At 65.5% G+C, this 23,195-nt stretch carries 18 protein-coding genes and 1 pseudogene; 9 read left to right on the top strand and 10 right to left on the bottom strand.

Features of this window, described 5'->3' with window-relative positions:
* Positions 1–70: 70 nt before the first annotated feature.
* The gene (locus SJH88_RS05185) at positions 71–2,059 is read left to right on the top strand and encodes an ABC-F family ATP-binding cassette domain-containing protein (RefSeq protein WP_274753792.1); all 1,989 of its coding nucleotides are present in this window, start codon (positions 71–73) and stop codon (positions 2,057–2,059) included.
* Positions 2,060–2,267: 208 nt separating this feature from the next.
* Here the strand turns inward: SJH88_RS05185 and SJH88_RS05180 are convergent, their stop codons facing one another.
* From SJH88_RS05180 to SJH88_RS05165, 4 genes are all read right to left on the bottom strand, one after another.
* Entirely contained in the window at positions 2,268–2,924 is a 657-nt protein-coding gene (locus SJH88_RS05180; protein ID WP_045266766.1) for a LysE family translocator, read from the bottom strand.
* 805 nt (positions 2,925–3,729) lie between these two features.
* Complete coding sequence (gene phbB / locus SJH88_RS05175; protein ID WP_042418188.1) at positions 3,730–4,467, bottom strand: acetoacetyl-CoA reductase; 738 nt, start codon at positions 4,465–4,467, stop codon at positions 3,730–3,732.
* A 140-nt stretch (positions 4,468–4,607) separates the two neighbouring features.
* Positions 4,608–5,786, bottom strand: coding sequence for an acetyl-CoA C-acetyltransferase (locus SJH88_RS05170; RefSeq protein ID WP_274753791.1), 1,179 nt, complete (start codon positions 5,784–5,786; stop codon positions 4,608–4,610).
* A gap of 111 nt (positions 5,787–5,897) precedes the next feature.
* On the bottom strand, positions 5,898–7,592 hold the full coding sequence (locus SJH88_RS05165) for a PHA/PHB synthase family protein (RefSeq protein ID WP_274753790.1): 1,695 nt from the start codon (positions 7,590–7,592) through the stop codon (positions 5,898–5,900).
* Between the two features lie 178 nt (positions 7,593–7,770).
* On the opposite strand from SJH88_RS05165, the gene SJH88_RS05160 reads away from it, so the two are divergent.
* On the top strand, positions 7,771–8,088 hold the full coding sequence (locus SJH88_RS05160; protein WP_043377783.1) for a hypothetical protein: 318 nt from the start codon (positions 7,771–7,773) through the stop codon (positions 8,086–8,088).
* Here the strand turns inward: SJH88_RS05160 and pgeF are convergent.
* Positions 8,005–8,844, bottom strand: a complete 840-nt coding sequence (pgeF, locus tag SJH88_RS05155) for a peptidoglycan editing factor PgeF (protein ID WP_043377785.1) — start codon at positions 8,842–8,844, stop codon at positions 8,005–8,007. The genes SJH88_RS05160 and pgeF overlap by 84 nt on opposite strands.
* Positions 8,845–8,921: 77 nt before the next feature.
* Here pgeF and SJH88_RS05150 point away from each other — a divergent pair, with 77 nt between their 5' ends.
* The 3 genes from SJH88_RS05150 (at position 8,922) to SJH88_RS05140 (ending at position 13,060) form a co-directional block, all read left to right on the top strand.
* Positions 8,922–9,620: a fumarylacetoacetate hydrolase family protein gene (locus tag SJH88_RS05150; protein WP_043377787.1), complete on the top strand. Its 699-nt coding sequence runs from the start codon at positions 8,922–8,924 to the stop codon at positions 9,618–9,620.
* 8 nt (positions 9,621–9,628) lie between these two features.
* On the top strand, positions 9,629–10,180 hold the full coding sequence (locus SJH88_RS05145; RefSeq protein ID WP_043377789.1) for an NUDIX hydrolase: 552 nt from the start codon (positions 9,629–9,631) through the stop codon (positions 10,178–10,180).
* 306 nt (positions 10,181–10,486) lie between these two features.
* A complete protein-coding gene (locus SJH88_RS05140) occupies positions 10,487–13,060 on the top strand; it encodes a chemotaxis protein CheW (RefSeq protein WP_274753789.1) in 2,574 nt (857 codons plus the stop codon).
* Between the two features lie 6 nt (positions 13,061–13,066).
* Here SJH88_RS05140 and SJH88_RS05135 read toward each other — a convergent pair whose 3' ends face one another.
* Positions 13,067–14,497 (bottom strand): MFS transporter, encoded by a 1,431-nt coding sequence (locus tag SJH88_RS05135; protein WP_274753788.1) that lies wholly within the window; start codon positions 14,495–14,497, stop codon positions 13,067–13,069.
* 102 nt (positions 14,498–14,599) lie between these two features.
* Positions 14,600–15,859: an NADP-dependent isocitrate dehydrogenase gene (gene icd / locus SJH88_RS05130; protein ID WP_043377795.1), complete on the bottom strand. Its 1,260-nt coding sequence runs from the start codon at positions 15,857–15,859 to the stop codon at positions 14,600–14,602.
* Positions 15,860–15,970: 111 nt separating this feature from the next.
* Here icd and SJH88_RS05125 point away from each other — a divergent pair, with 111 nt between their 5' ends.
* Positions 15,971–16,462, top strand: coding sequence for a DUF192 domain-containing protein (locus SJH88_RS05125; RefSeq protein WP_081889011.1), 492 nt, complete (start codon positions 15,971–15,973; stop codon positions 16,460–16,462).
* Between the two features lie 107 nt (positions 16,463–16,569).
* Here the strand turns inward: SJH88_RS05125 and SJH88_RS05120 are convergent, their stop codons facing one another.
* The 3 genes from SJH88_RS05120 to xseA form a co-directional block, all read right to left on the bottom strand.
* A complete protein-coding gene (locus SJH88_RS05120; protein WP_274753787.1) occupies positions 16,570–18,804 on the bottom strand; it encodes an NADP-dependent isocitrate dehydrogenase in 2,235 nt (744 codons plus the stop codon).
* A gap of 343 nt (positions 18,805–19,147) precedes the next feature.
* Entirely contained in the window at positions 19,148–19,732 is a 585-nt protein-coding gene (locus SJH88_RS05115; RefSeq protein ID WP_270152406.1) for a superoxide dismutase, read from the bottom strand.
* A 261-nt stretch (positions 19,733–19,993) separates the two neighbouring features.
* Positions 19,994–21,319 (bottom strand): exodeoxyribonuclease VII large subunit, encoded by a 1,326-nt coding sequence (gene xseA / locus SJH88_RS05110; RefSeq protein ID WP_274753786.1) that lies wholly within the window; start codon positions 21,317–21,319, stop codon positions 19,994–19,996.
* Between the two features lie 171 nt (positions 21,320–21,490).
* On the opposite strand from xseA, the gene SJH88_RS05105 reads away from it, so the two are divergent.
* From SJH88_RS05105 to lpxK, 3 genes and pseudogenes are all read left to right on the top strand, one after another.
* Complete coding sequence (locus SJH88_RS05105; protein WP_043377801.1) at positions 21,491–22,123, top strand: MotA/TolQ/ExbB proton channel family protein; 633 nt, start codon at positions 21,491–21,493, stop codon at positions 22,121–22,123.
* A gap of 19 nt (positions 22,124–22,142) precedes the next feature.
* The gene (locus SJH88_RS05100; RefSeq protein WP_042418270.1) at positions 22,143–22,565 is read left to right on the top strand and encodes an ExbD/TolR family protein; all 423 of its coding nucleotides are present in this window, start codon (positions 22,143–22,145) and stop codon (positions 22,563–22,565) included.
* A 14-nt stretch (positions 22,566–22,579) separates the two neighbouring features.
* Positions 22,580–23,195, top strand: a pseudogene (gene lpxK / locus SJH88_RS05095) (tetraacyldisaccharide 4'-kinase); the annotation flags it as partial.

The raw sequence follows: 23,195 nt of genomic DNA, 5'->3' as shown, positions 1-23,195 counted from the left end.
AAGCGCTATCTATTTTCTCAACACCCGCACGATGGACCCCGTCTGCGGGTGCGCTTTTTTCTCGCTGCAGATGATTACCCTGAAAAACGTCACCCTGCGCCGCGGCACCAAAGTGGTGCTCGACAGCGTCAACGCCACCATCAACCCCGGTGAACACGTGGGTCTGGTCGGCCGCAACGGTGCCGGCAAATCCTCGCTGTTTGCCCTGCTCAACGGAACGCTGCACGAAGACGGCGGCGACTTCTTCATCCCGACGCAGTGGCGCATGGGCCAGGTGGCCCAGCACATGCCCGAGACGGAGGACTCCGCCACCCAGTTCGTGCTGGACGGCGACACCCGCCTGATGGAAGTGCAGGCGCGCCTGCAGGCCGCCGAACAGGCGGGCGACGGCATGGCCATCGCCCAGGCCCATGCCGACCTGCAGGACGCCGGCGCCCACGACGCCACGGCGCGCGCCCAGGCGCTGATCCTGGGCCTGGGTTTCAAGACCGGCGAGCTGAACCAGCCCGTCAACAGCTTCTCCGGCGGCTGGCGCATGCGCCTGCAGCTGGCGCGCGCGCTGATGTGCCCGTCCGACCTGCTGCTGCTGGACGAACCCACCAACCACTTGGACCTGGACGCCCTGGTCTGGCTGGAAGCCTGGCTCAAACGCTATCCCGGCACCATGATCGTCATCTCGCACGACCGGGAGTTCCTGGACGCGGTGACCACCGTCACCCTGGAGCTGGCCAGCGGCCAGATCACGCGCTACGGCGGCAACTACAGCAAGTACGAAGAGCTGCGTGCCCAGCAGCTGGAGCTGCAGCAGTCGGCGTTCGAGAAGCAGCAGGACAAGATCGCCCACCTGCAGAAGTTCATCGACCGCTTCAAGGCCCAGGCCACCAAGGCCAAGCAGGCCCAAAGCCGCGTGAAGATGATCGAGCGCATGGAAAAAGTGGCGCCGGTACTGGCCGATGCGGAATTCACCTTTGAATTCAAAGCCCCGGCCAGCCTGCCCAACCCCATGCTGGCGATTACCGATGCCAGCTTTGGCTACACGGACGGGTCTGGCCAGGTCACCACCATCCTGCGCGGCGTAAACCGCTCGGTGCTGGCGGGCCAGCGCATCGGCATCCTGGGCGCCAACGGCCAGGGCAAGTCCACCCTGGTCAAGACCATCGCACGCACCATGCAGGCCCTGGGCGGCAAGATCACCGAAGGCAAGGGCCTGAACATCGGCTACTTCGCCCAGCAGGAGCTGGACGTGCTGCGCCCGGACGAAGACCCGCTGCAGCACATGACGCGCCTGACCAAGGACCTGGGCGCCGACGCCCCCGCCGCCAGCCGCGAGCAGGACCTGCGCAACTGGCTGGGCACCTTCAACTTCACCGGCGACATGGTCAAGCAGACCGTGGGCAGCATGAGCGGCGGCGAAAAAGCCCGCCTGGTGCTGGCCATGATCGTCTGGCAGCGCCCCAACCTGCTGCTGCTGGACGAACCCACCAACCACCTGGACCTGGCCACGCGCGAGGCGCTGGCCATGGCCATCAACGACTTCGATGGCACCGTCATGCTGGTCTCGCACGACCGCCACCTGCTGCGCGCCGTGTGCGAGGACTTCTGGATGGTGGGCCGCGGCGTGGTCGGCCCGTTCGACGGCGATCTGGACGACTACCAGCGCTACCTGCTGGACGAGTCCAAGCGCCTGCGCGAGGAAGCCAAGCTGGCCGAACAGGCCACCGCCGCGCCCACCGGCAGCGCCAGCGACGCCAGCACAGCCCCGCCGGTCGACCAGCGCGAGGCACGCAAACTGGCTGCGGTGGCCCGCCAGCAGCTGGGCGAGAAAACCAAACCCTTGAAGAAAGAGCTGGAGCAGGTCGACAAGCAAATGGCCACCCTGTCGGCCGAAAAGGCCGCGCTGGAGGACAAGCTGGCCACGCCGCTTGCGCCGGCCGACATCGCCGAAGCCGGCAAGCGCCTGAAAACCGTGGGCGACGCCCTGGATACGCTGGAAGAGCGCTGGCTGGAGCTGAGCGAACAGATCGAGCAGCTGACGCAGGAAGCCGGCCTGGCCGGCTAAACCCGGTAGCCCCGTGTGCCTGCGGCCCCGGCCCTGGATGCACACAGTGCAGAACGAAAAAAAATAGCTGCTTGCGCGCACCCTGACTTGCTTTCAGAAGATTTCCACTTTGAAAACAAGGCAGAACAAGCGCCAGCAGCTATATTTTTATCCAGGCTTCCACCCAGGCAGCCCACGCATGCTGCGCGGTACCACCAGTACGCAGGTCTTAACGGTTGGTGGCCGCCAGCAGTCCGCCCGCCGCGATGAAGGCACCACCCGTCACGCGGTGGAACCAGCGCCCGGGGCCACTGCGGCCCAGGCGGGCCGCCACCTTGGCGCCGCCGACGGCATAGGCAGACATGATGCTGCCATCCAGCACCATCCAGGTCACCGCCAGGATGGCCAGCTGCCCGGCCACCGGCTCGGCCGGGTTCATGAATTGCGGAAACAGGGCGCTGAAGAACAGCAAGTCCTTGGGGTTACCAATCCCCACCATGAAGCCCTTGCGGTACAGCTGGCCCCAGGTGGCCGAGGGCAAGGAGGTGGCGGGCACGGCCACCTCGGCAGACTGCGCCGCTGGCGGTGCGGGGACGGCTTGGGGCCGGCTGCGCCAGGTGCTGATGCCCAGATAGACCAGGTAGGCGGCGCCGGCCCACTTGATGGCGTGGAACAGGGTATCGGAAGCCGCAATCACCGCTCCCAGACCCAGGGCCGACAGCAGCATCAGCGTCATCGAGGCGGTAATCCCCCCCAGCACCGTACCCAGGGTGCGGCGCACACCGTGGCTCACGCCGTGTGAGACACACAGCAGGGCCGACGGCCCGGGCGACACGATCAGCGCCCCCGCCAAAGAGACATACAGCAACCAGAGATTCCAGGACATCGCACCCACCCGTCTTCAGACAGCAAAGCCTTCGATTCTAGGCAATCCGCACGCGCTGCGGCCCCCTGAACGCGCCGCAAACCCATCGCACAAACAGGCGGCCGAACACCCCACATTTTTTTACGTCAACGTGTCAACGCGGGCGATTCACCCCACGTTGTTGGTCATACATAAGGAGTACATCCCCCATGACCGCAACCACCATCCTGTCTGTCTGGCCCGAAGACGAACGCGACCGCAAGCGCAGCCCGGCTCGCCTCTGATGGCGTTGCGGCCACTCCTGCACCAGGTACCGGCCATCCCATTCAAAAAATGATTGTTGCTGTCAACCGCAGAAATTTGACAGCGTTGAATCTCTAAAGGACACCACCATGAACACCATTGCCTCGATCTGGCCCGAAGACGAACGTGACCGCAAGCGCGCTCCCCTGCGCGGTTGAAGCCCCTTGCTGCAGGCGGCCCCACGCCGCCTGCTCCCACAGCCCGCTCTGCCAGCGGGCTTTGTTTTGGGCCCAGGCTTGTTACAAACAGGGACGCTTCATGCAAACGCTTGCGTCCCCATCGTCAACCCGAACGCCCCGCAACACGTTGAACAGGTACAAAGGAGTGAAACGATGACACAACCCCAAATTCTGTCTGCCTGGCCCGAAGACGAACGCGACCGCAAGCGCGCCCCTGCCCGCCTGTAAGGCTGCGGCCCGTGCCAACCGGCGCCGCCGGTGACTTGGCAGGCACTTCACAAGTTTCCTGTTCTCCATGAAAAAAGCCCGCATTGCGCGGGCTTTTTGCTGGGCACCAGAAGCGCTCAGTGCATGTGCAGACCACCGTTGACCGAGAAATCGGCACCGGTCGAGTAGCTGCCATCTTCCGAGGCCAGCCACGAGACGATGGATGCAATTTCCCGGGGCTCGCCCAAGCGCTTGACGGGGATGGTGCCCACAATCTTGTCCAGCACATCCTGGCGGATCGCCTTGACCATGTCGGTGCCAATGTAGCCTGGGCTGACGGTGTTCACCGTGACGCCCTTGCTGGCCAGCTCCTGCGCCAGGGCCATGGTGAAGCCATGCATGCCCGCCTTGGCCGCCGAGTAGTTGGTCTGTCCGGCCTGGCCCTTGGCGCCGTTGACCGAGCTGATGTTGATCACCCGGCCCCAGCCCTTTTCCACCATGTCGCCCACGACCTGCTTGGTCACGTTGAACATGGAGTTCAGGTTGGTCTCGATCACGGCCTGCCAGTCGTCCGGGGTCATCTTCAGGAACATGCGGTCCCGCGTGATGCCGGCGTTGTTCACCAGCACATCGATGCTGCCATGCTCCTGCTTGGCCTGGCCGAAGGCCTCGACGGTGGAAGCCCAGTCTCCGACGTTGCCGACGGAGGCGTAGAAGGTGTAGCCCAGGGCCTTTTGCTCGTCCAGCCACTTCTGGAAGTCGCGGGTGGGGCCGCAGCCCGCAATCACTTTGAAACCATCGTCATGCAGACGCTGGCAAATGGCAGTGCCAATGCCGCCCATCCCTCCGGTGACATACGCGACTTTCTGACTCATTGCTGATCTCCTTGTACTTGCTGTACTTGCGTTGCTCAAATCCGTATCAATGACTGTAGCGGGCCCGCCCCTCCAGACGCGTTGCGGTTAACCCGCTGGCCACTGTCGTGCGGCGGCCACGCCACAGTCCTTGCACATGCTTAGCGCTCCACCGCCAGGGCCACGCCCATGCCGCCGCCGATGCACAGTGCCGCGACGCCCTTCTTGGCATCCCGGCGCTGCATTTCGTGCAGCAGGGTCACCAGCACGCGGCAGCCCGAGGCCCCGATGGGGTGGCCAATCGCGATGGCACCACCATTGACATTGACCTTGCCCGCATCAATGCCCAGCACCTTGTTCACGGCGCAGGCCTGGGCGGCGAAGGCTTCGTTCAACTCAAACAGGTCCACATCGCCGACCTGCCAACCCGCGCGCTGCAGCGCCTTGCGCGTGGCGGACACCGGCCCCATGCCCATGGTGGCGGGGTTCAGGCCGCTGGTGGCATAGGCCTTGATCGTAGCCAGGGGCTTCAGGCCGAGGGCGGCCGCCTTGCTGGCCGACATCACCACCACGGCTGCCGCGCCGTCGTTGATACCCGAGGCGTTGCCTGCGGTCACCGTGCCGGCCTTGTCAAAGGCCGGCTTCAGGCTGGCCAGCGCCTCGGCGTTGGTCTTGCGGTTGATGTACTCGTCCGCCTCGAACACCAGCGGGTCGCCCTTGCGCTGGGGAATGAGCACGGGCACGATTTCATTCTTGAACTTGCCCGCGTCCTGCGCCGCGGCGGCCTTGTGCTGGCTGCCGATCGCCAGCTCATCCTGCTGGCCGCGCGAAATGTCGTTTTCCTTGGCCACGTTCTCGGCGGTGATGCCCATGTGGTACTGGTTGTACACGTCCCACAGGCCGTCCACGATCATCGTGTCCTGCATCTTCCAGTCACCCATGCGCTGGCCTTCGCGCGAACCCTGCAGCACGTGGGGCGACAGGCTCATGTTTTCCTGGCCGCCCGCCACCACGATTTCGCTGTCACCGGTCGCCACGGCCTGGGCCGCCAGCATCACGGCCTTCAGGCCCGAGCCGCACACGGCGTTGATGGTCAGCGCCGGCGTTTCCTGCGCCACGCCGGCCTTCATCATGGCCTGGCGCGCAGGGTTCTGGCCAACACCGGCCGTGAGCACCTGGCCCATGATGACTTCCCCCACCTGGTCCAGCGGCACCTGGGCGCGCTGCAAGGCGGCCTTGATCACGGTGGCGCCCAGATCGACGGCCGGCACTTTGGCCAGGCCACCCCCAAACTTGCCCACGGCAGTGCGCACGGCGGAAACGATGACGATGTCTTCCATGTGATGGGTCCCTTGTCGTTGATTGATTCTGCGCCGCGGCCCGTGTTGCTCTGCGTACAGCACACCCCCTGGGCCGGCGGCAATTCACATTTTGCAGGGGTTCTGTGTCAGTCAGGCCTTTTGCAGCACATAACGGCCGGGTGCCGGCTCGATGGCCTTGTACTGGTTGCCCTTGCCATAGCGCTTGGGGGCGGCCACCAGCTTGCCAGCATGCCCCTTGAGCCATGCGGACCAGTCCGTCCACCAGCTGCCCGGATGCTCTTGCGCTCCCTGCAGCCATTCGGCATGCGTGGCGGGCAAGGCGCCATCGGCGCGAATCCAGTGGCTGCGCCTGTTCTTGGCGGGTGGGTTGATGACGCCGGCAATATGCCCGGACGCGCCCATCACGAAACGCTTCTCGCCCGGGAACACCTGGGTGGATGCGTAGGAACCGCCAATCGGCACAATGTGGTCCTCGCGCGAGCCGTAGATGTACAGGGGCACGTCCACACGGCCCAGATCCAGAGCCTGGCCGCACACCGTCAGATGCCCGGGTTTGACCAGGTTGTTCTCCAGGTACATGTTGCGCAGGTACCAGGCATACCAGGGCCCGGGCAGGTTGGTAGCGTCGCTGTTCCAGTACAGCAGGTCAAAAGGCGGCGGGGTTTCGCCCTTCAGGTAATTGCCGACCACGTAGTTCCAGACCAAGTCGTTGGGGCGCAGAAAGCTGAAGGTAGAGGCCAGCTCCTGGCCTTGCAACAGGCCGCCCTTGCCCATTTGCAGCTCGCGCATCTGGACAAAGGCTTCGTCGATGAAGACATCCAGCACGCCGGTGTCGGTGAAGTCCACCAGGGTGGTCAGCAAGGTGGCGCTGGCCACCGGCGCCTGCTGGCGCGCCGCCAGCACGGCCAGGGCCGCCGACAGCATGGTGCCGCCGACGCAAAAGCCCAGGGCGTTGATCTGGTCGGCCCCACCGATCTCCTGCGTGACGGCAATCGCCTGGAGCACGGCATGCTCGATGTAGTCGTCCCAGGTCAGATGGCCCAGCGATTCGTCCGGGTTGCGCCAGCTGACGACAAAAGTGCGGTGGCCCTGGCTGACCGCATAGCGGATCAGCGAATTCTCCGGTTGCAAGTCCAGGATGTAGTACTTGTTGATGCACGGCGGTACCAGCAGGAAGGGCCGCTCATGCACCTTGGCCGTGAGCGGCTTGTATTCGATCAGCTGGAAGATGTCGTTCTCGTAGACCACCGCACCTTCGCTGGTGGCCACGTTCTTGCCCACCTCGAACACGCTCTCGTCGGTCATCGAGACATGGCCCTGGCCCATGTCGTGCAACAGGTTCTGTATGCCCTGGGCCAGGCTTTGGCCCTTCGTGGCAATCGCTTTTTGCTGGGCCTCGGGGTTCAAGGCCAGGAAGTTGCTGGGCGACATGGCTGCCACCCATTGTTCTACGGCAAAGCGGATGCGTTCGCGCGTCTTGGCGTCGGCCTGCACGGCCTCGGCCATGCCGGTCAGGGCCTGGGCGTTGAGCAGGTAGGCATTCGCCGTCCACGCGGACAAGGGGTTCTCGGCCCAGGCGGCCGCGCCGAAGCGCTTGTCTTTGAGGGCCGAAGGCTGGGCCACGCCCTGGCTCCAGAGAGCGGTGGCTTCGCGCACGTAGTGCTGTTGCAGTTCCTGCAGCTTGGCCGCATCCAGCTGCACTGCGGCAGGACCCGCAGCGCCAGCCGGAACTGTCGGAAAGGCCGCCACGGCCTTGGCCCACTGGTCGGCAAAGAATTGCTGGAACTGTTGCGCGCTCTGATCCCAAGAAGCTTCCGAAGCCATGTTGTCTCCTGTGTGTGCAGGCCAGCACGGTGCGTGCTGTGCCGCTGGATTGATTGTTGCGCAGCAGCATGTGTCTGGCAATCCAGCGCCGCCCCTGCCCCAAGCAAAAACCGGGCTCATTGACGCGAATCAAGCCCACTATCTCCAAGGAAGGTGCTGCATCAGGCACATTTCAGCCATGTACCTGATTGTCATTGCTTGGTTCTATGTGACGCTGATGATGGCGCTGGCCGAGGCGGCCAGCCCACAAGGCAGCATCCTGGGAGCCGTCATCACTTTTGTGCTGTATGGGCTGCTGCCCATGTCCATCCTGGTTTACATCCTGGGCACGCCCGCGCGCAAGCGCCGCCTCAAGGCCCGGCGGGAGGCCGAGCAACGCGCCTGGGATGCAGCCCAGGCGGCCGCCGCCCCGTCAGCGAGTCTTCCAGATGCAGGCGGCCATGCGCCCGGTGCTGCCGAGGACGCCGGCATCGCGGCGGTGCGAAAAGAACCTTGAGGCGTCGCTGAACGTGCACCAGGCCGCCGTGCCATCGTTGCCATACAGCTGCGTCAGACCCAGTTGCGCCAACCGCCGCCGGGCCAGGCCCGACAGGTCGGCCATCCACTTGCCCGGAGCCCCGGCACGCGCCTGAAAGCATGGGTCGGCACCCGCGTCACGGCCGGTGAACGCAGCCCGCACGTCCTCCCCCACCTCGAAGGCTTGCGGACCGATGCACGGCCCCAGCCAGACCTGGGTCTGCGCAGCCAGGGCAGCATCGGCAGGCATACCCAGCTGGCGGGCATAAGCCAGCCACAGGGCCTCCAGCACACCATGCCCGTCCTGGCCCGCCAGCCCGCGCCAGCCGGCATGCGCCGCCGCCACGACCCGGCCCGAGCGATGGGCCATCAGCACGGGCAGGCAATCGGCCACCATGATGGTGCAGACCATGCCGACCTGGTCGGTGACACAGGCATCGAAGGCCTGCGCCTGCGGCACGCCCGCCTCCAGCACCTGCACCCCGCAGCCGTGCACCTGCTGCATGAAGACCGGCTGCACCCACCGGTCGGCGGCGTCCTGGATCACGCGGCCCAGCAACCGGCGGTTGGCTGCCACCGCCTGCGGAGCATCGCCCACATGGTCGCCCAGGTTCATCGTGTCCCATGGCGGCGCGCTCATGCCCCCCTGGCGCGTGGTGAACAAGGCCTGCACACCGGGGATGGCAGGCCAGTCGGGCTGCAGCCATTGCTGCAAAAGATGCTTGGTATCAGTCACGCAGGCAGCATACCCTGCCCAATCGGCGCCAGAACTCATGGCACACTTTCGGCTTCCATCGCTTTGTCTGTTTTGCCATGCAGTTTGCGTTCCCCCCCGCCCCCCAGGCCTCGTTGCCGATTGTTGACAGCACTGACCGTTTCCCCGTGCACCGCATCTACTGCGTGGGCCGCAACTACGCCGAACATGCCAAGGAGATGGGCTTTACCGGCCGTGAAGCCCCCTTCTTCTTCATGAAGCCCGCCGACGCGGTCGTGGCCCCCACAGGCGACGCCCCCGTGCAGATGCCCTACCCCAGCCTGACCAGCAACCTGCACCACGAAATCGAGCTGGTGGTGGCGATTGGCAAGGGCGGCAAGAACATTCCGGCCAGCGAGGCTTTCGCACACATCTGGGGCTACGCCGTGGGCCTGGACATGACCCGCCGTGACCTGCAAAACGAGATGAAGAAGCAAGGCCGCCCCTGGTGCATTGGCAAGGCCTTCGAGTACAGCGCGCCCATCGGCCCGGTCACCCCAGCCGCCCAGGCCGGCGACATCGAACAGGCTGACATCTGGCTGCAGGTCAATAGCCAGGACCGCCAGCGCAGCCAGATCGGCCAACTGATCTGGAACATTGCCGAAACCATCGAACACCTGTCCCAGGCCTGGGAGCTGCAACCGGGCGACCTGATCATGACCGGCACCCCCGAAGGCGTGGGTGCCGTGCAGGTGGGCGACCTGCTGGAAGGCGGCGTCACCGGGCTGACCGCGCTGCGCGTGTCCATCACGGCTTGACCCCCGGCATGTACCAGCGCCCCGCCATCCAGTTCTGCAGCCTCTGCGGCCACGCCACGCGCCACGCCATCCCCGACGATGGCGACACGCGCGTGCGCGCCATCTGCACTGGCTGTGGCACCGTGCACTACCAGAACCCGCTGAACGTGGTGGGGGCGATTCCCGCGGCCGACGATGGCCGCATCCTGCTGTGCAAGCGCAACATCGAGCCCCGCTGGGGCAAGTGGACCTTGCCCGCCGGCTTCATGGAACTGGGCGAAACCGCCAGCCAGGGCGCCGCGCGCGAGACGGACGAGGAAGCCGGCGCCGACATCGAGATGGGCCGGCTGTTTTCCGTCATCAGCGTGCCCCGCGTCGGCCAGGTGCACCTGTTCTACTGCGCGCGCCTGCGCAGCGACATCCTCGACCCCGGGCATGAAACGATTGAAGCGCGCCTGTTCCATGCCGACGAGATCCCCTGGGACGAGCTGGCATTTCGCACCGTCAGCGTCACCCTGCAGCGCTACCTGGAAGACCGCCAGGCCGGCCTGACCCAGGTGCACAGCATCGACCTCGACTGAGCCCACCCCAGGTGTTGCTCCCCCTGAGGGTCGCACGCCTGGACGCTGTGCGCACTACGCCTTTATCCCCCACAGCCCTGACAGTGGGCACGGCATGCCGGCAGCTAGGCAGCACCCTGTACAAGCCCTGGCACACCGGTAGCCAGGCGTGCGCTCGGCGTCCCGTTGCTTTGGCCGCTGTCGAACAGGTGACGCCCAGCCCCTGTGCGCAGGGCTTGCGTGGCCCGACTTTTGCTTATGTTTCAAAAAGTAGACGCGAGACTGACTTCATGAACGTTCCGCGCATTGCACGCTAGGAGGGCTGACATGGCACGAGACAACGACATCCATATCGACACTTTCATCCCCTACATGCGGGATGTCGCACGCTGCGAACGCTCCTTGCACGAGCTCAACCTGCTGTGGCGCCTGATCGAATCCTCCGCGAAGATGAACTGCGCCGAAGAAGCCCACAGCATGCTGCCCATGATGGCCGCCACCCGCGAAGGCTTCCAGCGGCTGGAGCTGGACCTGGTGCACTCTATGGTCTCCGAATCGGTCCACGAGGTCATGTCGGAGATCGCCACCTGCGCCCACCACGTCATCGACATCGTGGTGCGCAATCTGTACGAACGCACCGCCGATGTCGGCTTCCTGGCCACGGACCGCACGTTGTGCAACTACGTCGCTGGCATCAGCGATGGCCGCGGCATCATGGAACGGCTGGGCGAATACCGCAGCAAGTACACGGTCTACGACGAGATCATGCTCATCAACACCGAGGGCACGGTGCTGGCGCAGATCGACGAATCCTCGCCCGTGGAAGGCAGCCTGGACCCGCTGCTGGCGCAGACGCTGGCCAGCGACAGCTACCTGGAAACCTTCCGCGCCTGTGACCTGCGCCCGCACAAGCAGCAGGCCCTGCTGTACACCCAGCGCATGCTGCACCCCAGCACGGGCGAACCCTGCGGGGTGCTGTGCCTGTCCTTCGACTTCGAGGGCGAAATGGCCGGCATCTTTGCCGGCAGCAGTGCCGCCCAGGGGCGCAGCGTGGCCCTGCTGCTGAACGCCCAGAACCGGGTCATCGCCAGCAGCGACAGCGACTGGATCGCGCTGGGAGTGAAGCTGCCCACCAACCAGGATGGTGCACCGCATCTGTATACACACTCCGGCCGCACCTACCTGGTGCAAACCGTCTTTGCCACAGATTACCAGGGCTACCCGGGGCCAGAGGGCTGGAAGGGCCAGGTCATGATCCCGATCGAACAGGCCTTCGGCACCAAAATCATGCGCTGCATCGACAACCTGCCCCAAGATGTGGCACAAGGTCTGCTGGGGCACGCCAAGAGCTTTTGCCCACCGCTGTACGACATCATCAAGGCGGCCGATGCCATCCGCCGCGTGGTCTGGAACGGCCAGGTCATGACGGCAGGGCAGCGCGGTGGCTCCAGCCGGCTCAAGTCGGTGCTGGAGCAGATCGGGGAAACCGGGGCGCGCACGAACGTGGTGTTCACCCAGTCCATCCGCGACCTGTACGACACCGTGCTCAGCGCCGGCCTGCGCGACAGCCAGTCGCTGACCCAGCTGCTGGTCGACCTGCTGGACCGCAACCTGTACGAGCGCGCCAACGACTGCCGCTGGTGGGCGCTGTCACCGGTGCTGCGCCAGCTGCTCTCGCACACCGCGGTGCAGGGCGCCCCCAGTGCGGAGCTGCTGGAGCAGGCCACGCGCGTGCTGGAGCACATCAACAGCCTCTACACCGTCTACACCCGGCTGATGGTCTATGACCGCCAGGGCCGCATCCTCTGCGCCAGCCGCCCCGACATGGCCAGTGGCCACAGTGTGCTGGAGCAGCACATCGACCCGGCGACGCTGGCGGCCGTGCTGCAGCTCAAGGACAGCCAGCACTACCACGTCAGCCCCTGGAGCGACGCCCAGGCCGGCGCGGAAGGCGCCACCTACGTCTACCACGCCCCCATCCGCCAGGAGGGTGACAGCAGCGTGACCGTGGGCGGCATCGCCATCGTCTTCAACGCCATCCCGGAAATGCAGGCCATGCTGACCAATGCCCTGGTGGGCAAACCCAAGCACCAGGCGCTGTACGTCAATCGCCAGGGCTTGGTGCTGGCCAGCACCGACCCCGCCTCGCCACCCGGCAGCACCGTGCAACTGCCCGCGCCCCAGTTGCTGCAGGTGCAGGCCGGCCAGAGCGAGGCCGTGATCGCGGTCCACCAACAGCAGTACAGCATCGTCGGGGCCAGCGTGTCACGTGGCTACCGCGAGTTCAAGACCACGGACGGCTACGGCGACGATGTGCTGGCCCTGTCCATCGAGACCTTCGGCCAGGTCGAAACCGACACCCATGGCTTGGTGCAGGCCGCGCACGCGGTGGATGGCACGGGCAGCGGCATCGGCGGGGTGGAAATGGCCACCTTCTATGTGGGCGCCCAGCTGTTTGCCCTGCGCGCCGAGTCCGTGCTGGAAGCCCTGCCCGCCGCGGCCATCAGCCCGGTTTCCGCCGGCCGCCTGCCCTATTGCCTGGGCACGCTGGCGCGCCACGCCCAGGGCCAGGTCACGGGCTACGTCTGGGTGTTCGACCTGGGCGAGTTGCTCACGGGCCAGCGCACCCGGTTGACGGAACAAAGCCAGGTCGTGGTGCTGGAGCACGGTGCGCGCAAGCTGGGCGTGCTGGTCAGCGCCCTGCATGGCGTGCACCACTTCGAGCACGCCAGCATCATCCCCGCCCCCAGCATGACCGGCGGGGGCGACATGCTGGTCAGCGAATTGATCAAGGCCAACCAGGGCGCGCTGCTGGTGCAGTGCATCAACCCGCACAGCCTGCTCAACACCCTGCAGCGCAAACCCGGCGAAGTGGCCGTCGCCGCACCGGCCGTGGAGTGAGGCGGCTCAGCGCGGCAGCGGCGGTGCCACCGGCGTGTGGCGCAGTCCGCTGAAGCAGGCCGCCAGCACGGCAAAACCGCCGGCCAGCCACATCGCGCGCTGCTCGGCCAGCCCCTCGGTGCCGGGCCACAGCACAAAGCAGGCGGCTAGGCAGACCGCACCCAGGCCCTGGCCGGTGTGGCGGGCCGACCCCAGCATGCCGCTGGCCGCGCCGCTGCGGTGCACCGGGGCCGAGGTCACGATGGTGTGGTTGTTCGGCGACTGGAACATGGCAAAACCGGCGCCACACAAGGCCATGCGCCAAGCCACATCCCAGACCGCCGCGCCGATGGGCAGCAGCGCCAGCGCCCACAGACCGCTGGCAAACAGCGCCATGCCCAGGGCCCCCAGGCGCCCGGCCGGAATGCGCCCAATGCGCCGCCCCACCAGCGGCGCCACCACCGCCAGCGCCACCGGCCAGGCGCTGATCAGCAAGCCCGCACGCCCGGTGCTCAGGCCATGGGTTTCGATCAGCAGGAATGGCAGGGCCAGAAAGGCCATGGTCTGTGCGCTGAAGGCGCTGATGGAGGCCCCCATCGACAAGGCAAACACGGGAATGCGCAGCAGGTCCAGCGGCAACATGGGTTGCGCCTGCCGCTTTTGCCGGCGCGCATACCAGCAGCCTGCGGCCAGGCCCAGCGCCAGCCACACCCCCGCCCAGGTCAGGCTGGCCGTGCCGGGCTGGTAATGGCTGATGCGGTCCAGCGCCAGAAAGATGGCACCGAACATCAGCACGTTCAAAACCACATCCAGCCAGGACAGCCCCGCCTGCGCGGCCCGGCCCGCGTGCGGCGGGGGCAAGGCCTTGCGGCCCAGCCAGCACACCCACAGCGACAGCGGCAGGTGCAGGCTGAACAACCAGCGCCAGTCGAACTGGGTCAGCACCGCCGCGGCCAGCACCGGCCCGGTGACCGTGCTCAGCGCCACCACCATGGAATTCAGCGCCATGCCCTGGCCCAACAGACCGCGTGGGTAGATCTGCCGCACCAGGGCGCCGTTGACGCACAGCGCCCCGGCCATGCCCATGCCCTGCAGGGCACGGGCCACGATCAGCCAGGGCAAGGAAGGTGCCAGCGCCGCCAGCACGCTGGCCAGCCCGAACACCAGCATGCCCCACAGGTACACGCGCTTGTAGCCCAGGCGGTCGCCCAGGGCCGCCAGCGGCAGCAGCAGCACCAGGGATGCGATCTGGTTGGCATTCACCACCCACAGGGTGTAGGCCGGGTCGATCTGCCACTGGCGCGCCATCTGCGGCAGCGCCAAATTCAGCATGGTGCTGTCCAGCACACAGAGCATCAGGCCGCACACGATCACCGCCATGGCCAGCTGGCGGGCACGCCCCTGCATGCCATCGGGCGCTTCAGGCGCGGGCGTTGCGGACACAGTAGAAAGACTCATATTGCATAGCTGTCCGCGCTGATGGAATCAGCGTTTCCAGCCAATTGGGTAATAAAAAAACCCCGCACGACTGGCGGGGTGGCAGCAGCCCCGAAAGCGGGCTCAGAGCTGCTGGATCACGACCTGGCCGAAGCCCGAGCACGAGACCTGCGTGGCGCCGTCCATCAGGCGCGCGAAGTCGTAAGTCACCTTCTTGCTCTGGATGGCCTTTTCCATGGCCTGGATGATCAGGTCCGCAGCCTCGGTCCAGCCCAGGTGGCGCAGCATCATCTCGGCGCACAGGATCATGGAGCCCGGGTTCACATAGTCCTTGCCGGCGTACTTGGGCGCCGTGCCGTGCGTGGCCTCGAACACCGCCACCGCACCCGACATGTTGGCGCCGGGGGCAATCCCGATGCCGCCCACCTGCGCAGCCACTGCGTCCGAGATGTAGTCGCCATTCAGGTTCAGGGTGGCGATCACGCTGTACTCGGCCGGGCGCAGCAGCACCTGCTGCAGGAAGGCGTCGGTGATGCTGTCCTTGATCAGGATGTGCTTGCCGGTCTTGGGGTTGGGCACCTGCACCCAGGGGCCACCGTCGATCAGCTCGCCGCCGAACTCCTGCAGCGCCAGCTCGTAGCCCCAGTCCCGGAAGCTGCCCTCCGTGAACTTCATGATGTTGCCCTTGTGCACCAGCGTGACCGAGGGCTTGTCGTGGTCGATGGCGTACTGGATGGCCTGGCGCACCAGGCGCTGCGAGCCTTCCTTGGACACGGGCTTGATGCCCAGGCCCGAGGTCTCGGGGAAACGGATCTTGTCGATGCCCAGCTCGTCGCGCAGGAAGTCGATCAGCTTGCGCGCCTTGTCGGTGCCGGCGGCAAATTCGATGCCGGCGTAGATGTCTTCCGAGTTCTCGCGGAAGATGACCATGTCGGTCTTCTCGGGCTCGCGCACGGGCGAAGGCACGCCCTTGAAGTAGCGCACCGGGCGCAGGCAGACGTACAGGTCCAGCGCCTGGCGCAGCGCCACGTTCAGCGAACGGATGCCGCCGCCCACGGGCGTGTTCAGCGGGCCCTTGATGGACACCACGTACTCGCGCACGGCATCCAGCGTCTCCTCGGGCAGCCACACGTCGGGGCCGTAGACGCGGGTGGATTTCTGGCCGGCATAGACCTCCATCCACTGGATCTGGCGCGCGCCGCCATAGGCCTTGGCCACGGCCGCGTCCACCACCTTGCGCATCACCGGCGTGACATCCACCCCCACGCCATCGCCTTCGATGAATGGAATGATGGGCTGCAGCGGCACGTTCAGCGACATGTCCGCATTGACCGTGATCTTCTGGCCGTGCGCAGGGATCTGGATGTGGGTGGTGGTGCTCATAAAAAGGCGGTCTCCGGGCTCTGATTCCAAGGCCCATGCAGGGCTTGCATGGTGTGGCGGGTTTATTCTAGGGGAGCTTGCGCCGCGCTCCAGGCTTGCGCAGGCGCCTGCATGACACTGCACAATAGCCGCATGAACGCATTGCCCCATCGACGCATCCTTGGCTGGGCCCTGATGGCCTGGCTGTCCGCCACGCTGAGCGCCCACGCCCAGTCCTCGAACGAACCCCAGATGCACCTGCCGCGCACCGAGTTGCGCGCCGGCATGTACCGCATCGATGCCCAGGTGGCCCAGCGCTTTGCCGATCGCCAGCACGGCCTGATGTTCCGCCAGAGCATGCCGGCGCACGAAGGCATGCTGTTCGTGTTCGAGCAACCTGCCGTGCAGTGCTTCTGGATGAAGAACACGCTGATCCCGCTGACCGCGGCATTCGTTGCCGACGATGGCACGATTGTCAACTTGGCAGACATGCAGCCGCACGACGAGAACTCGCACTGCTCGGCCAAGCCCGTGCGCTTCGTGCTGGAGATGAACCAGGGCTGGTTCAAATCCAAGCACATCCAGGCCGGCGCCAAGCTGACCGGCGCGCCTTTCAAGCCCTGAGGCACACCGCCCCAGCATTCCACAAAAAAAGAGCTGCCAGCCCACACAGGCGCTGGCAGCTCTTTTTTCATGGCCCGCCGAACAGTTTCAGCGGGCCGGCCTCACCCTCAGGCCAACGCAGCGATTGCGGCGTTGAAGGTGGCGCTGGGGCGCATCACGGCGTCCAGCTTGGACAGGTCGGGCTGGTAGTAGCCGCCGATGTCGGCCGCCTTGCCTTGCACGGCGCCCAGTTCGGCCACGATCTTGGCTTCGTTCTCGGCCAGGGCCTGGGCCAGGGGCGCGAACTTGGCCGCCAGGCCTGCGTCTTCGGTCTGCGACGCCAGGGCCTGGGCCCAGTACAGCGACAGATAGAACTGCGAGCCGCGGTTGTCGATCTGGCCGACCTTGCGCGATGGCGACTTGTTCTCGTCCAGCAGCTTGCCGGTGGCCTGGTCCAGGGTCTTGGCCAGCAGCTTGGCCTGGGCGTTGCCGGTCTTGATGCCCAGGTCTTCCAGCGACACGGCCAGCGCCAGGAATTCACCCAGCGAGTCCCAGCGCAGGAAGTTCTCTTCCACCAGCTGCTGCACGTGCTTGGGCGCGGAGCCACCGGCACCGGTTTCGTACATGCCACCACCGGCCATCAGCGGCACGATGGACAGCATCTTGGCCGAGGTGCCCAGTTCCATGATGGGGAACAGGTCGGTCAGGTAGTCGCGCAGGATGTTGCCAGTCACCGAGATGGTGTCCAGGCCACGGGCCACGCGCTCCAGGGTGTAACGCATGGCGCGCACCTGGCTCATGATCTGGATGTCCAGACCCGTGGTGTCGTGGTCCTTCAGGTACTTCTGCACCTTCTTGATCAGCTCGGCTTCGTGCGGACGATAGGCGTCCAGCCAGAACACGGCGGGCATGCCGGAGTTGCGGGCGCGGGTCACGGCCAGCTTCACCCAGTCGCGGATCGGCGCGTCCTTGACCTGGCACATGCGCCAGATGTCGCCGGCTTCCACGTTCTGCGACAGCAGCACTTCACCGGTGGCCAGATCGACGATGTTGGCCATGCCGTCTTCCTGGATCTCGAAGGTCTTGTCGTGCGAGCCGTACTCTTCGGCCTTTTGCGCCATCAGACCCACGTTGGGCACGGTGCCCATGGTGCGGGGGTCGAAGTTGCCGTGCCACTTGCAGAAGTTGATCATCTCCTGGTAGATGCGGGCAAAGGTCGACTCGGGCATCACGGCCTTGCAGTCGTAAGGCTTGCCGTCGGCACCCCACATCTTGCCGCCCTGGCGGATCATGGCGGGCATGGAGGCGTCCACGATGATGTCGTTGGGCGAGTGGAAGTTGGTGATGCCCTTGGCGGAATCCACCATGGCCAGCGCAGGACGGTGTTCCTGGCAGGCGTGCAGGTCACGGATGATCTCTTCGCGCTTGGAGGCGGGCAGCGTCTCGATCTTCTCGTAGAGCGTAGACATGCCGTTGTTCACGTTGATGCCCAGTTCGTCGAACAGCTTGCCGTGCTTCTCGAAGGCTTCCTTGTAATAGATCTTCACGCAGTGGCCGAACACGATGGGGTGAGAGACCTTCATCATCGTGGCCTTGACGTGCAGCGAGAACAGGATGCCGGCTTCCTTGCAGTCGTCCAGCTGCTTTTCGTAGAAGTCGCACAGCGCCTTCTTGCTCATGAACATCGAGTCGATGATCTCGCCGTCCTTGAGCGCCACTTTTTCCTTCAGCACGATGGACTGGCCGGACTTGGTCTCCAGCACCATCTTCACGTCACGGGCCTTGTCCAGGGTCATGGACTTTTCGCCGTGGTAGAAGTCGCCTTCGTGCATGTGCGAGACGTGGGTCTGCGACCACTGCTTCCACTCGGCCATCGAGTGGGGGTGCTTCTTGGCGTAGTTCTTCACGGCAGCAGGTGCGCGGCGGTCGGAGTTGCCTTCACGCAGCACGGGGTTCACGGCCGAACCCAGGCACTTGCCATAACGGGCCTTGATGGCCTTTTCTGCGTCATTGGCAGGGTTCTCGGGGTAATCGGGGATGGCGTAGCCTTTGCCCTGCAGCTCCTTGATGGCGGCTTGCAGCTGCGCCACGGAGGCCGAGATGTTGGGCAGCTTGATGATGTTGGCTTCTGGTGTCAGCGTCAGCTGGCCCAGTTCGGCCAGGGTGTTAGGCACACGCTGGTTCTCGGGCAGCAGGTCGCCGAACTCGCCCAGGATACGCGCCGCCACGGAAATGTCGCTGGTCTCGACATTCACGCCAGCAGTGGAAGCGAAAGCTTGCACGACGGGCAGGAATGCGCTGGTGGCCAGACGGGGCGCTTCATCCGTCAGGGTGTAGATGATGGTGGATTGCTGTGTTGTCATCTCTTGCTTTTGGCTCAATGGATTGCTGGGATGTGGATAGGCCTTCGTCGCCTGCTCCCGACCGGGTTGCCCACTGCGCGCAGCGGTCTTGCCTGTGCCTGAAGCCACAGTTAATTTCGCATGACTGAAGCGGACTCCCACTATGCAAAATTCTAACCGTTGATCCACAGTTTTTCGCAAGTCTTGTAGAAGAGTTAGCGAAAAAGTCTTCTATAAGACCTGATGGACGCACACAGGGTTTTGTGCTTGCCCCTGTGCAATCTACCAGGGCGGTAAAAGAAAAGCCCGCGGGCTTTCACCAGCGGGCTTGACCGACCTCACGGTCTGCGATGACAGGCTAACGTCAGGCAGCGAAGTTGGCTTCGGCAAACTTCCAGTTCACCAGGTTGTTCAGGAAGGTTTCCACGAACTTGGGACGCAGGTTGCGGTAGTCGATGTAGTACGCGTGCTCCCACACGTCCACGGTCAGCAGGGCCTTGTCGGCGGTGGTCAGGGGGGTGCCTGCGGCGCCGGTGTTGACGATGTCCACGGAACCGTCGGCCTTCTTCACCAGCCAGGTCCAGCCCGAACCGAAGTTGCCCACGGCCGACTTCACAAAGGCTTCCTTGAAGGCATCAAAGCTGCCCCACTTGGCGTTGATGGCATCGGCCAGCGCGCCGGTGGGTGCACCGCCACCGTTGGGGGCCATGCAGTTCCAGAAGAAGGTGTGGTTCCAGATCTGGGCTGCGTTGTTGTAGATGCCGCCGGAAGACTTCTTGACGATTTCTTCCAGGGACATGGATTCAAACTCTGTGCCCTTTTGCAGGTTGTTCAGGTTCACCACGTAGGCATTGTGGTGCTTGCCGTGGTGGTACTCCAGAGTTTCCTGGCTGTAGTGGGGGGCCAGGGCATCGATCGCATAAGGCAATGGGGGCAGGGTGTGTTCCATGCTGAATCCTCGTCGTGGTTCAAATAGTTAGAAGAAAAGCTGCACTGCACATTGCGCGCAGCGTGGAGAAGGGGCGCGTGTATTTTGACGTGGCGCAAACTACCTGCGGTGTCAGCCATTGTAGGAAGAAGATCGGCGGCGTGCAGCTAAAACTTAAATCCCTTCGCTATCAAAGCCAAAGCAGGCCACAGCCTGGCACCAAGCCCGGCCAGCCCCTGCCGCCCGGCACACGGGTGACACGGACCCAGCCTGCGGTGGCGCTCACAGCAGCTTGGGTTGCGTCACTGTCACGTCCAGGCTGCCATCGGCCAGCAGGGCCTTCAAGGCCGCCCCCACCGGGGCCTGGCCGACGCGCGACACCACCTGCCCGCTGGGCGTGGTCAGCACGCTGTAGCCGCGCTCCAGCACGCGCTGCGGATTCAGCAGCTCCAGCCGCAAGCCCAGTTGTTCCAGGCGCTGGCGATGGCGCTGCAGCTGGCGATGGGTTTTTTGAGAAAAATCAGCCTCCAGCGCTTGATAGACCTGCGCCTGCCGCTGCACTTTCATGAGCATCCCATAGCGTATGCGCTGGCCCAGTTGCGACAGCCGCAGGCGTTGCTGGGCCATGTGCTGGCTGGGCCGACCCAGGCGCTGGGTGGCCGCATCCAGCCTCTGTCCCTGCCGGTCGATGTGGCGCAGCACGGCATCCTGCAGGCGCTGCTGCACCAGGGCCAAGCCCTCCAGCCAGACCTGGCGCGGCTGCGCCACCAGCTCGGCCGCGGCCGTGGGTGTGGGCGCGCGCAGGTCGGCGCAGAAGTCGGCAATCGTGAAATCGGTTTCGTGCCCCACCCCGCTGATCACGGGCACCGGGCTTTGCACGATGGCGCGGGCCACGCGCTCGTCGTTGAAGGCCCACAGGTCTTCCATAGAGCCGCCGCCGCGCACCAGCAGGATCACATCGATGGGCGGCACCCCGGGCTCGCCCTGGCGCCGTGCCAGGCCGTACAGCTGCTGCAGGGCCCGGCTGATCGATGCGGGCGCCTCCGCCCCCTGCACCAGCGAGGGCACCAGCAGCACCGGAATGTGCGGCACCCGACGGCGCAGCGCCGTCACCACATCGTGCAGCGCGGCCGCGCCGGCCGAAGTCACCAGGCCGATGCCACGCGGCATGACCGGCAGGCGCCGCTTGCGCGCGGCGTCGAATAGGCCCTCGGCCTCCAGCTGGGCCTTGACGCGCAGGAACTGCTCGAACAGCGCGCCCTGGCCGGCACGCTGCAGGCTGTCCACGATCAGTTGCAGCTCGCCGCGCTGCTCGTACACACCCAGCTTGCCGCGCACCTCCACCAGTTCGCCATCGCGCGGCAGAAAGTCCAGCGCCGAGGCGGCACGGCGGAACATGGCGCAGCGCAACTGCCCGGCCACGTCCTTGATGCTGAAGTAGCAGTGCCCGCTGCCCGCGCGGGAAAAACCCGTGATCTCACCGCGCACGCTCACGGGGTTGAAACGCGCTTCCAGGCTGTCGGCAATCGCGCGGCACAGAGCACCCACCTCCCAGACACGGGATGTGGCGGTGGCGGTGGCAACGGAGGGACGGTCAAAGAGGGACATGGGCACAAACATCCGGCGGATGCAGAAAACTAACAGCCCGCCGCGGTAATCCGGTGCAGACTGGGCGGCGCAGCGAATTGCACGGAATCCACCGCTGCGACCACTGCGCGACGCAGGGGCTGCGCGATAATGCGCGGCTGCACGCACACCACATACGCACGGGAGAAAAAGTTGCTGTCGATCATACAGGCCGCTGGCTGGCCCATCTGGCCTCTTATTGCATGTTCTATCTTCGCCCTGGCCCTGGTTTTTGAGCGTTTCATATCCCTCAAGACCGCGCGCGTGGCACCACCCCAACTACTGGACGAAGCGATTGCCGTGTCCAAGGACCGCCTGCCGTCCAAAGACACCGTGCAGCAACTGGCCCAGAACAGCGCCCTGGGCGAGGTGCTGGCCAGCGGCCTGCAGCAACTGCACGCCCACCCCCAAAGCACAGAAGACGAGTTGCGCGCCCACATGGAATCCAGCGGCCGCGCCGTGGCCCACCGCCTGGAAAAATACCTCAGCGCGCTGGCCACCATCGCCTCGGCCGCCCCGTTGCTGGGCCTGCTGGGCACGGTGATCGGCATGATCGAGATTTTTGGCTCGCAGTCGGGCGCGGGCGCCATGGGCACGGGCAACCCCGGCCAACTGGCACACGGCATTTCGATCGCGCTGTACAACACCGCCTTCGGCCTGATCGTGGCCATTCCCGCCCTGATCTTCTGGCGCTACTTCCGCAGCCGCGTCGATGGCTACGTGTTGCAGTTGGAGCTGTCCAGCGAGCAGTTCGTGCGCCACCTCAACCGCCTGCGCAGCAAATAAGGCAGGGCTGGCCATGGCACTGAACTTTCGCCCCCGACGCACGGAAGAGCCGGAGATCAACCTGATCCCCTTCATCGACGTGCTGCTGGTGGTGCTGATCTTCCTGATGCTGAGCACCACGTTCAGCAAGTTCACCGAAATGCAGCTGACCCTGCCCACTGCCGACGCCGAGCAGATGCGCAACCGCCCCAAGGAAGTGATCATCACCATCGCCGCCGATGGCCGCTACGCGGTCGACAAGACCGCGCTGGAGGACCGCTCGGTGGATGCCATCGCCAGTGCGCTGGCCGGTGCCTCTCCGGCGGGTGGCGAGAGCATCGTCATCATCAGCGCCGATGCGGCCGCCCCCCACCAGTCGGTGATTTCCGCCATGGAAGCCGCGCGCCGCGCGGGACTGACCCAGATCACCTTCGCCACCCAGTCCGCCGCAGCGGGCAAATAAGCCAGGCCCGCCGCATGCCCGCCCCCGCCCACCAGGGCACCCGCTCGGACCGGCTGCGCGCCATCTGGCGCCACCGCGGGCTGGCCGCCTGGGCCCTGCGGCCACTGGCCAGCCTGTACGGCGTCCTGTCCGGCCTGCAGCGTGCGCTGTATGCCTGGGGCCTGCGCCGGCCCCAGCACCCCGGCGTGCCCGTGGTCGTGATCGGCAACGTGATTGCCGGTGGCGCGGGCAAGACCCCGGTCACCCTGGCTACCGTGGCCCACCTGCAGGCCCGCGGGCGGCGCCCCGGCATCATCTCGCGCGGCTATGGCCGCAGCACCCAGGATGTGCGCCAGGCCACGCCCGACGCGCGTCCGCAGGAGGTGGGCGATGAACCCCTGCTGATGGCCCGCGCCAGCGGCGTGCCGGTGTTTGTGGCGCGCCAGCGCATCGATGCGGCCCGCGCCCTGCTGGCCGCCTACCCCGACACCGACATCCTGGTCTGCGACGACGGCCTGCAACACCATGCCCTGGCGCGCGACCTGGAGGTGTGCGTGTTCAACAGCGATGGCGTGGGCAACGGCTGGCTGCTGCCGGCCGCCGCTGCGCGAGCCCTGGCCGCGTCCGGTCAGCGCCGTGCTGCACGCGGCG

Source organism: Comamonas sp. GCA5 (genome assembly GCF_036541385.1).
Classification (GTDB): domain Bacteria; phylum Pseudomonadota; class Gammaproteobacteria; order Burkholderiales; family Burkholderiaceae_C; genus Comamonas; species Comamonas aquatica.
The sequence above is the reverse complement of the archived record's forward strand: the minus strand, read 5'-3'. Positions and strand labels throughout refer to the sequence as shown.

Bases quoted from the DNA above. Each gene is read 5' to 3' on its own strand.
- SJH88_RS05150 (WP_043377787.1), top strand. From the start codon at position 8,922: ATGCAGTTTGCGTTCCCCCCCGCCCCCCAGGCCTCGTTGCCGATTGTT.
- SJH88_RS05185 (WP_274753792.1), top strand. From the start codon at position 71: ATGATTACCCTGAAAAACGTCACCCTGCGCCGCGGCACCAAAGTGGTG.
- phbB (WP_042418188.1), bottom strand. From the start codon at position 4,467: ATGAGTCAGAAAGTCGCGTATGTCACCGGAGGGATGGGCGGCATTGGC.
- SJH88_RS05125 (WP_081889011.1), top strand. From the start codon at position 15,971: ATGACACTGCACAATAGCCGCATGAACGCATTGCCCCATCGACGCATC.
- SJH88_RS05160 (WP_043377783.1), top strand. From the start codon at position 7,771: ATGTACCTGATTGTCATTGCTTGGTTCTATGTGACGCTGATGATGGCG.
- SJH88_RS05180 (WP_045266766.1), bottom strand. From the start codon at position 2,924: ATGTCCTGGAATCTCTGGTTGCTGTATGTCTCTTTGGCGGGGGCGCTG.
- SJH88_RS05135 (WP_274753788.1), bottom strand. From the start codon at position 14,497: ATGAGTCTTTCTACTGTGTCCGCAACGCCCGCGCCTGAAGCGCCCGAT.
- SJH88_RS05165 (WP_274753790.1), bottom strand. From the start codon at position 7,592: ATGGCTTCGGAAGCTTCTTGGGATCAGAGCGCGCAACAGTTCCAGCAA.
- SJH88_RS05170 (WP_274753791.1), bottom strand. From the start codon at position 5,786: ATGGAAGACATCGTCATCGTTTCCGCCGTGCGCACTGCCGTGGGCAAG.
- xseA (WP_274753786.1), bottom strand. From the start codon at position 21,319: ATGTCCCTCTTTGACCGTCCCTCCGTTGCCACCGCCACCGCCACATCC.
- SJH88_RS05120 (WP_274753787.1), bottom strand. From the start codon at position 18,804: ATGACAACACAGCAATCCACCATCATCTACACCCTGACGGATGAAGCG.
- SJH88_RS05115 (WP_270152406.1), bottom strand. From the start codon at position 19,732: ATGGAACACACCCTGCCCCCATTGCCTTATGCGATCGATGCCCTGGCC.
- icd (WP_043377795.1), bottom strand. From the start codon at position 15,859: ATGAGCACCACCACCCACATCCAGATCCCTGCGCACGGCCAGAAGATC.
- SJH88_RS05140 (WP_274753789.1), top strand. From the start codon at position 10,487: ATGGCACGAGACAACGACATCCATATCGACACTTTCATCCCCTACATG.
- SJH88_RS05145 (WP_043377789.1), top strand. From the start codon at position 9,629: ATGTACCAGCGCCCCGCCATCCAGTTCTGCAGCCTCTGCGGCCACGCC.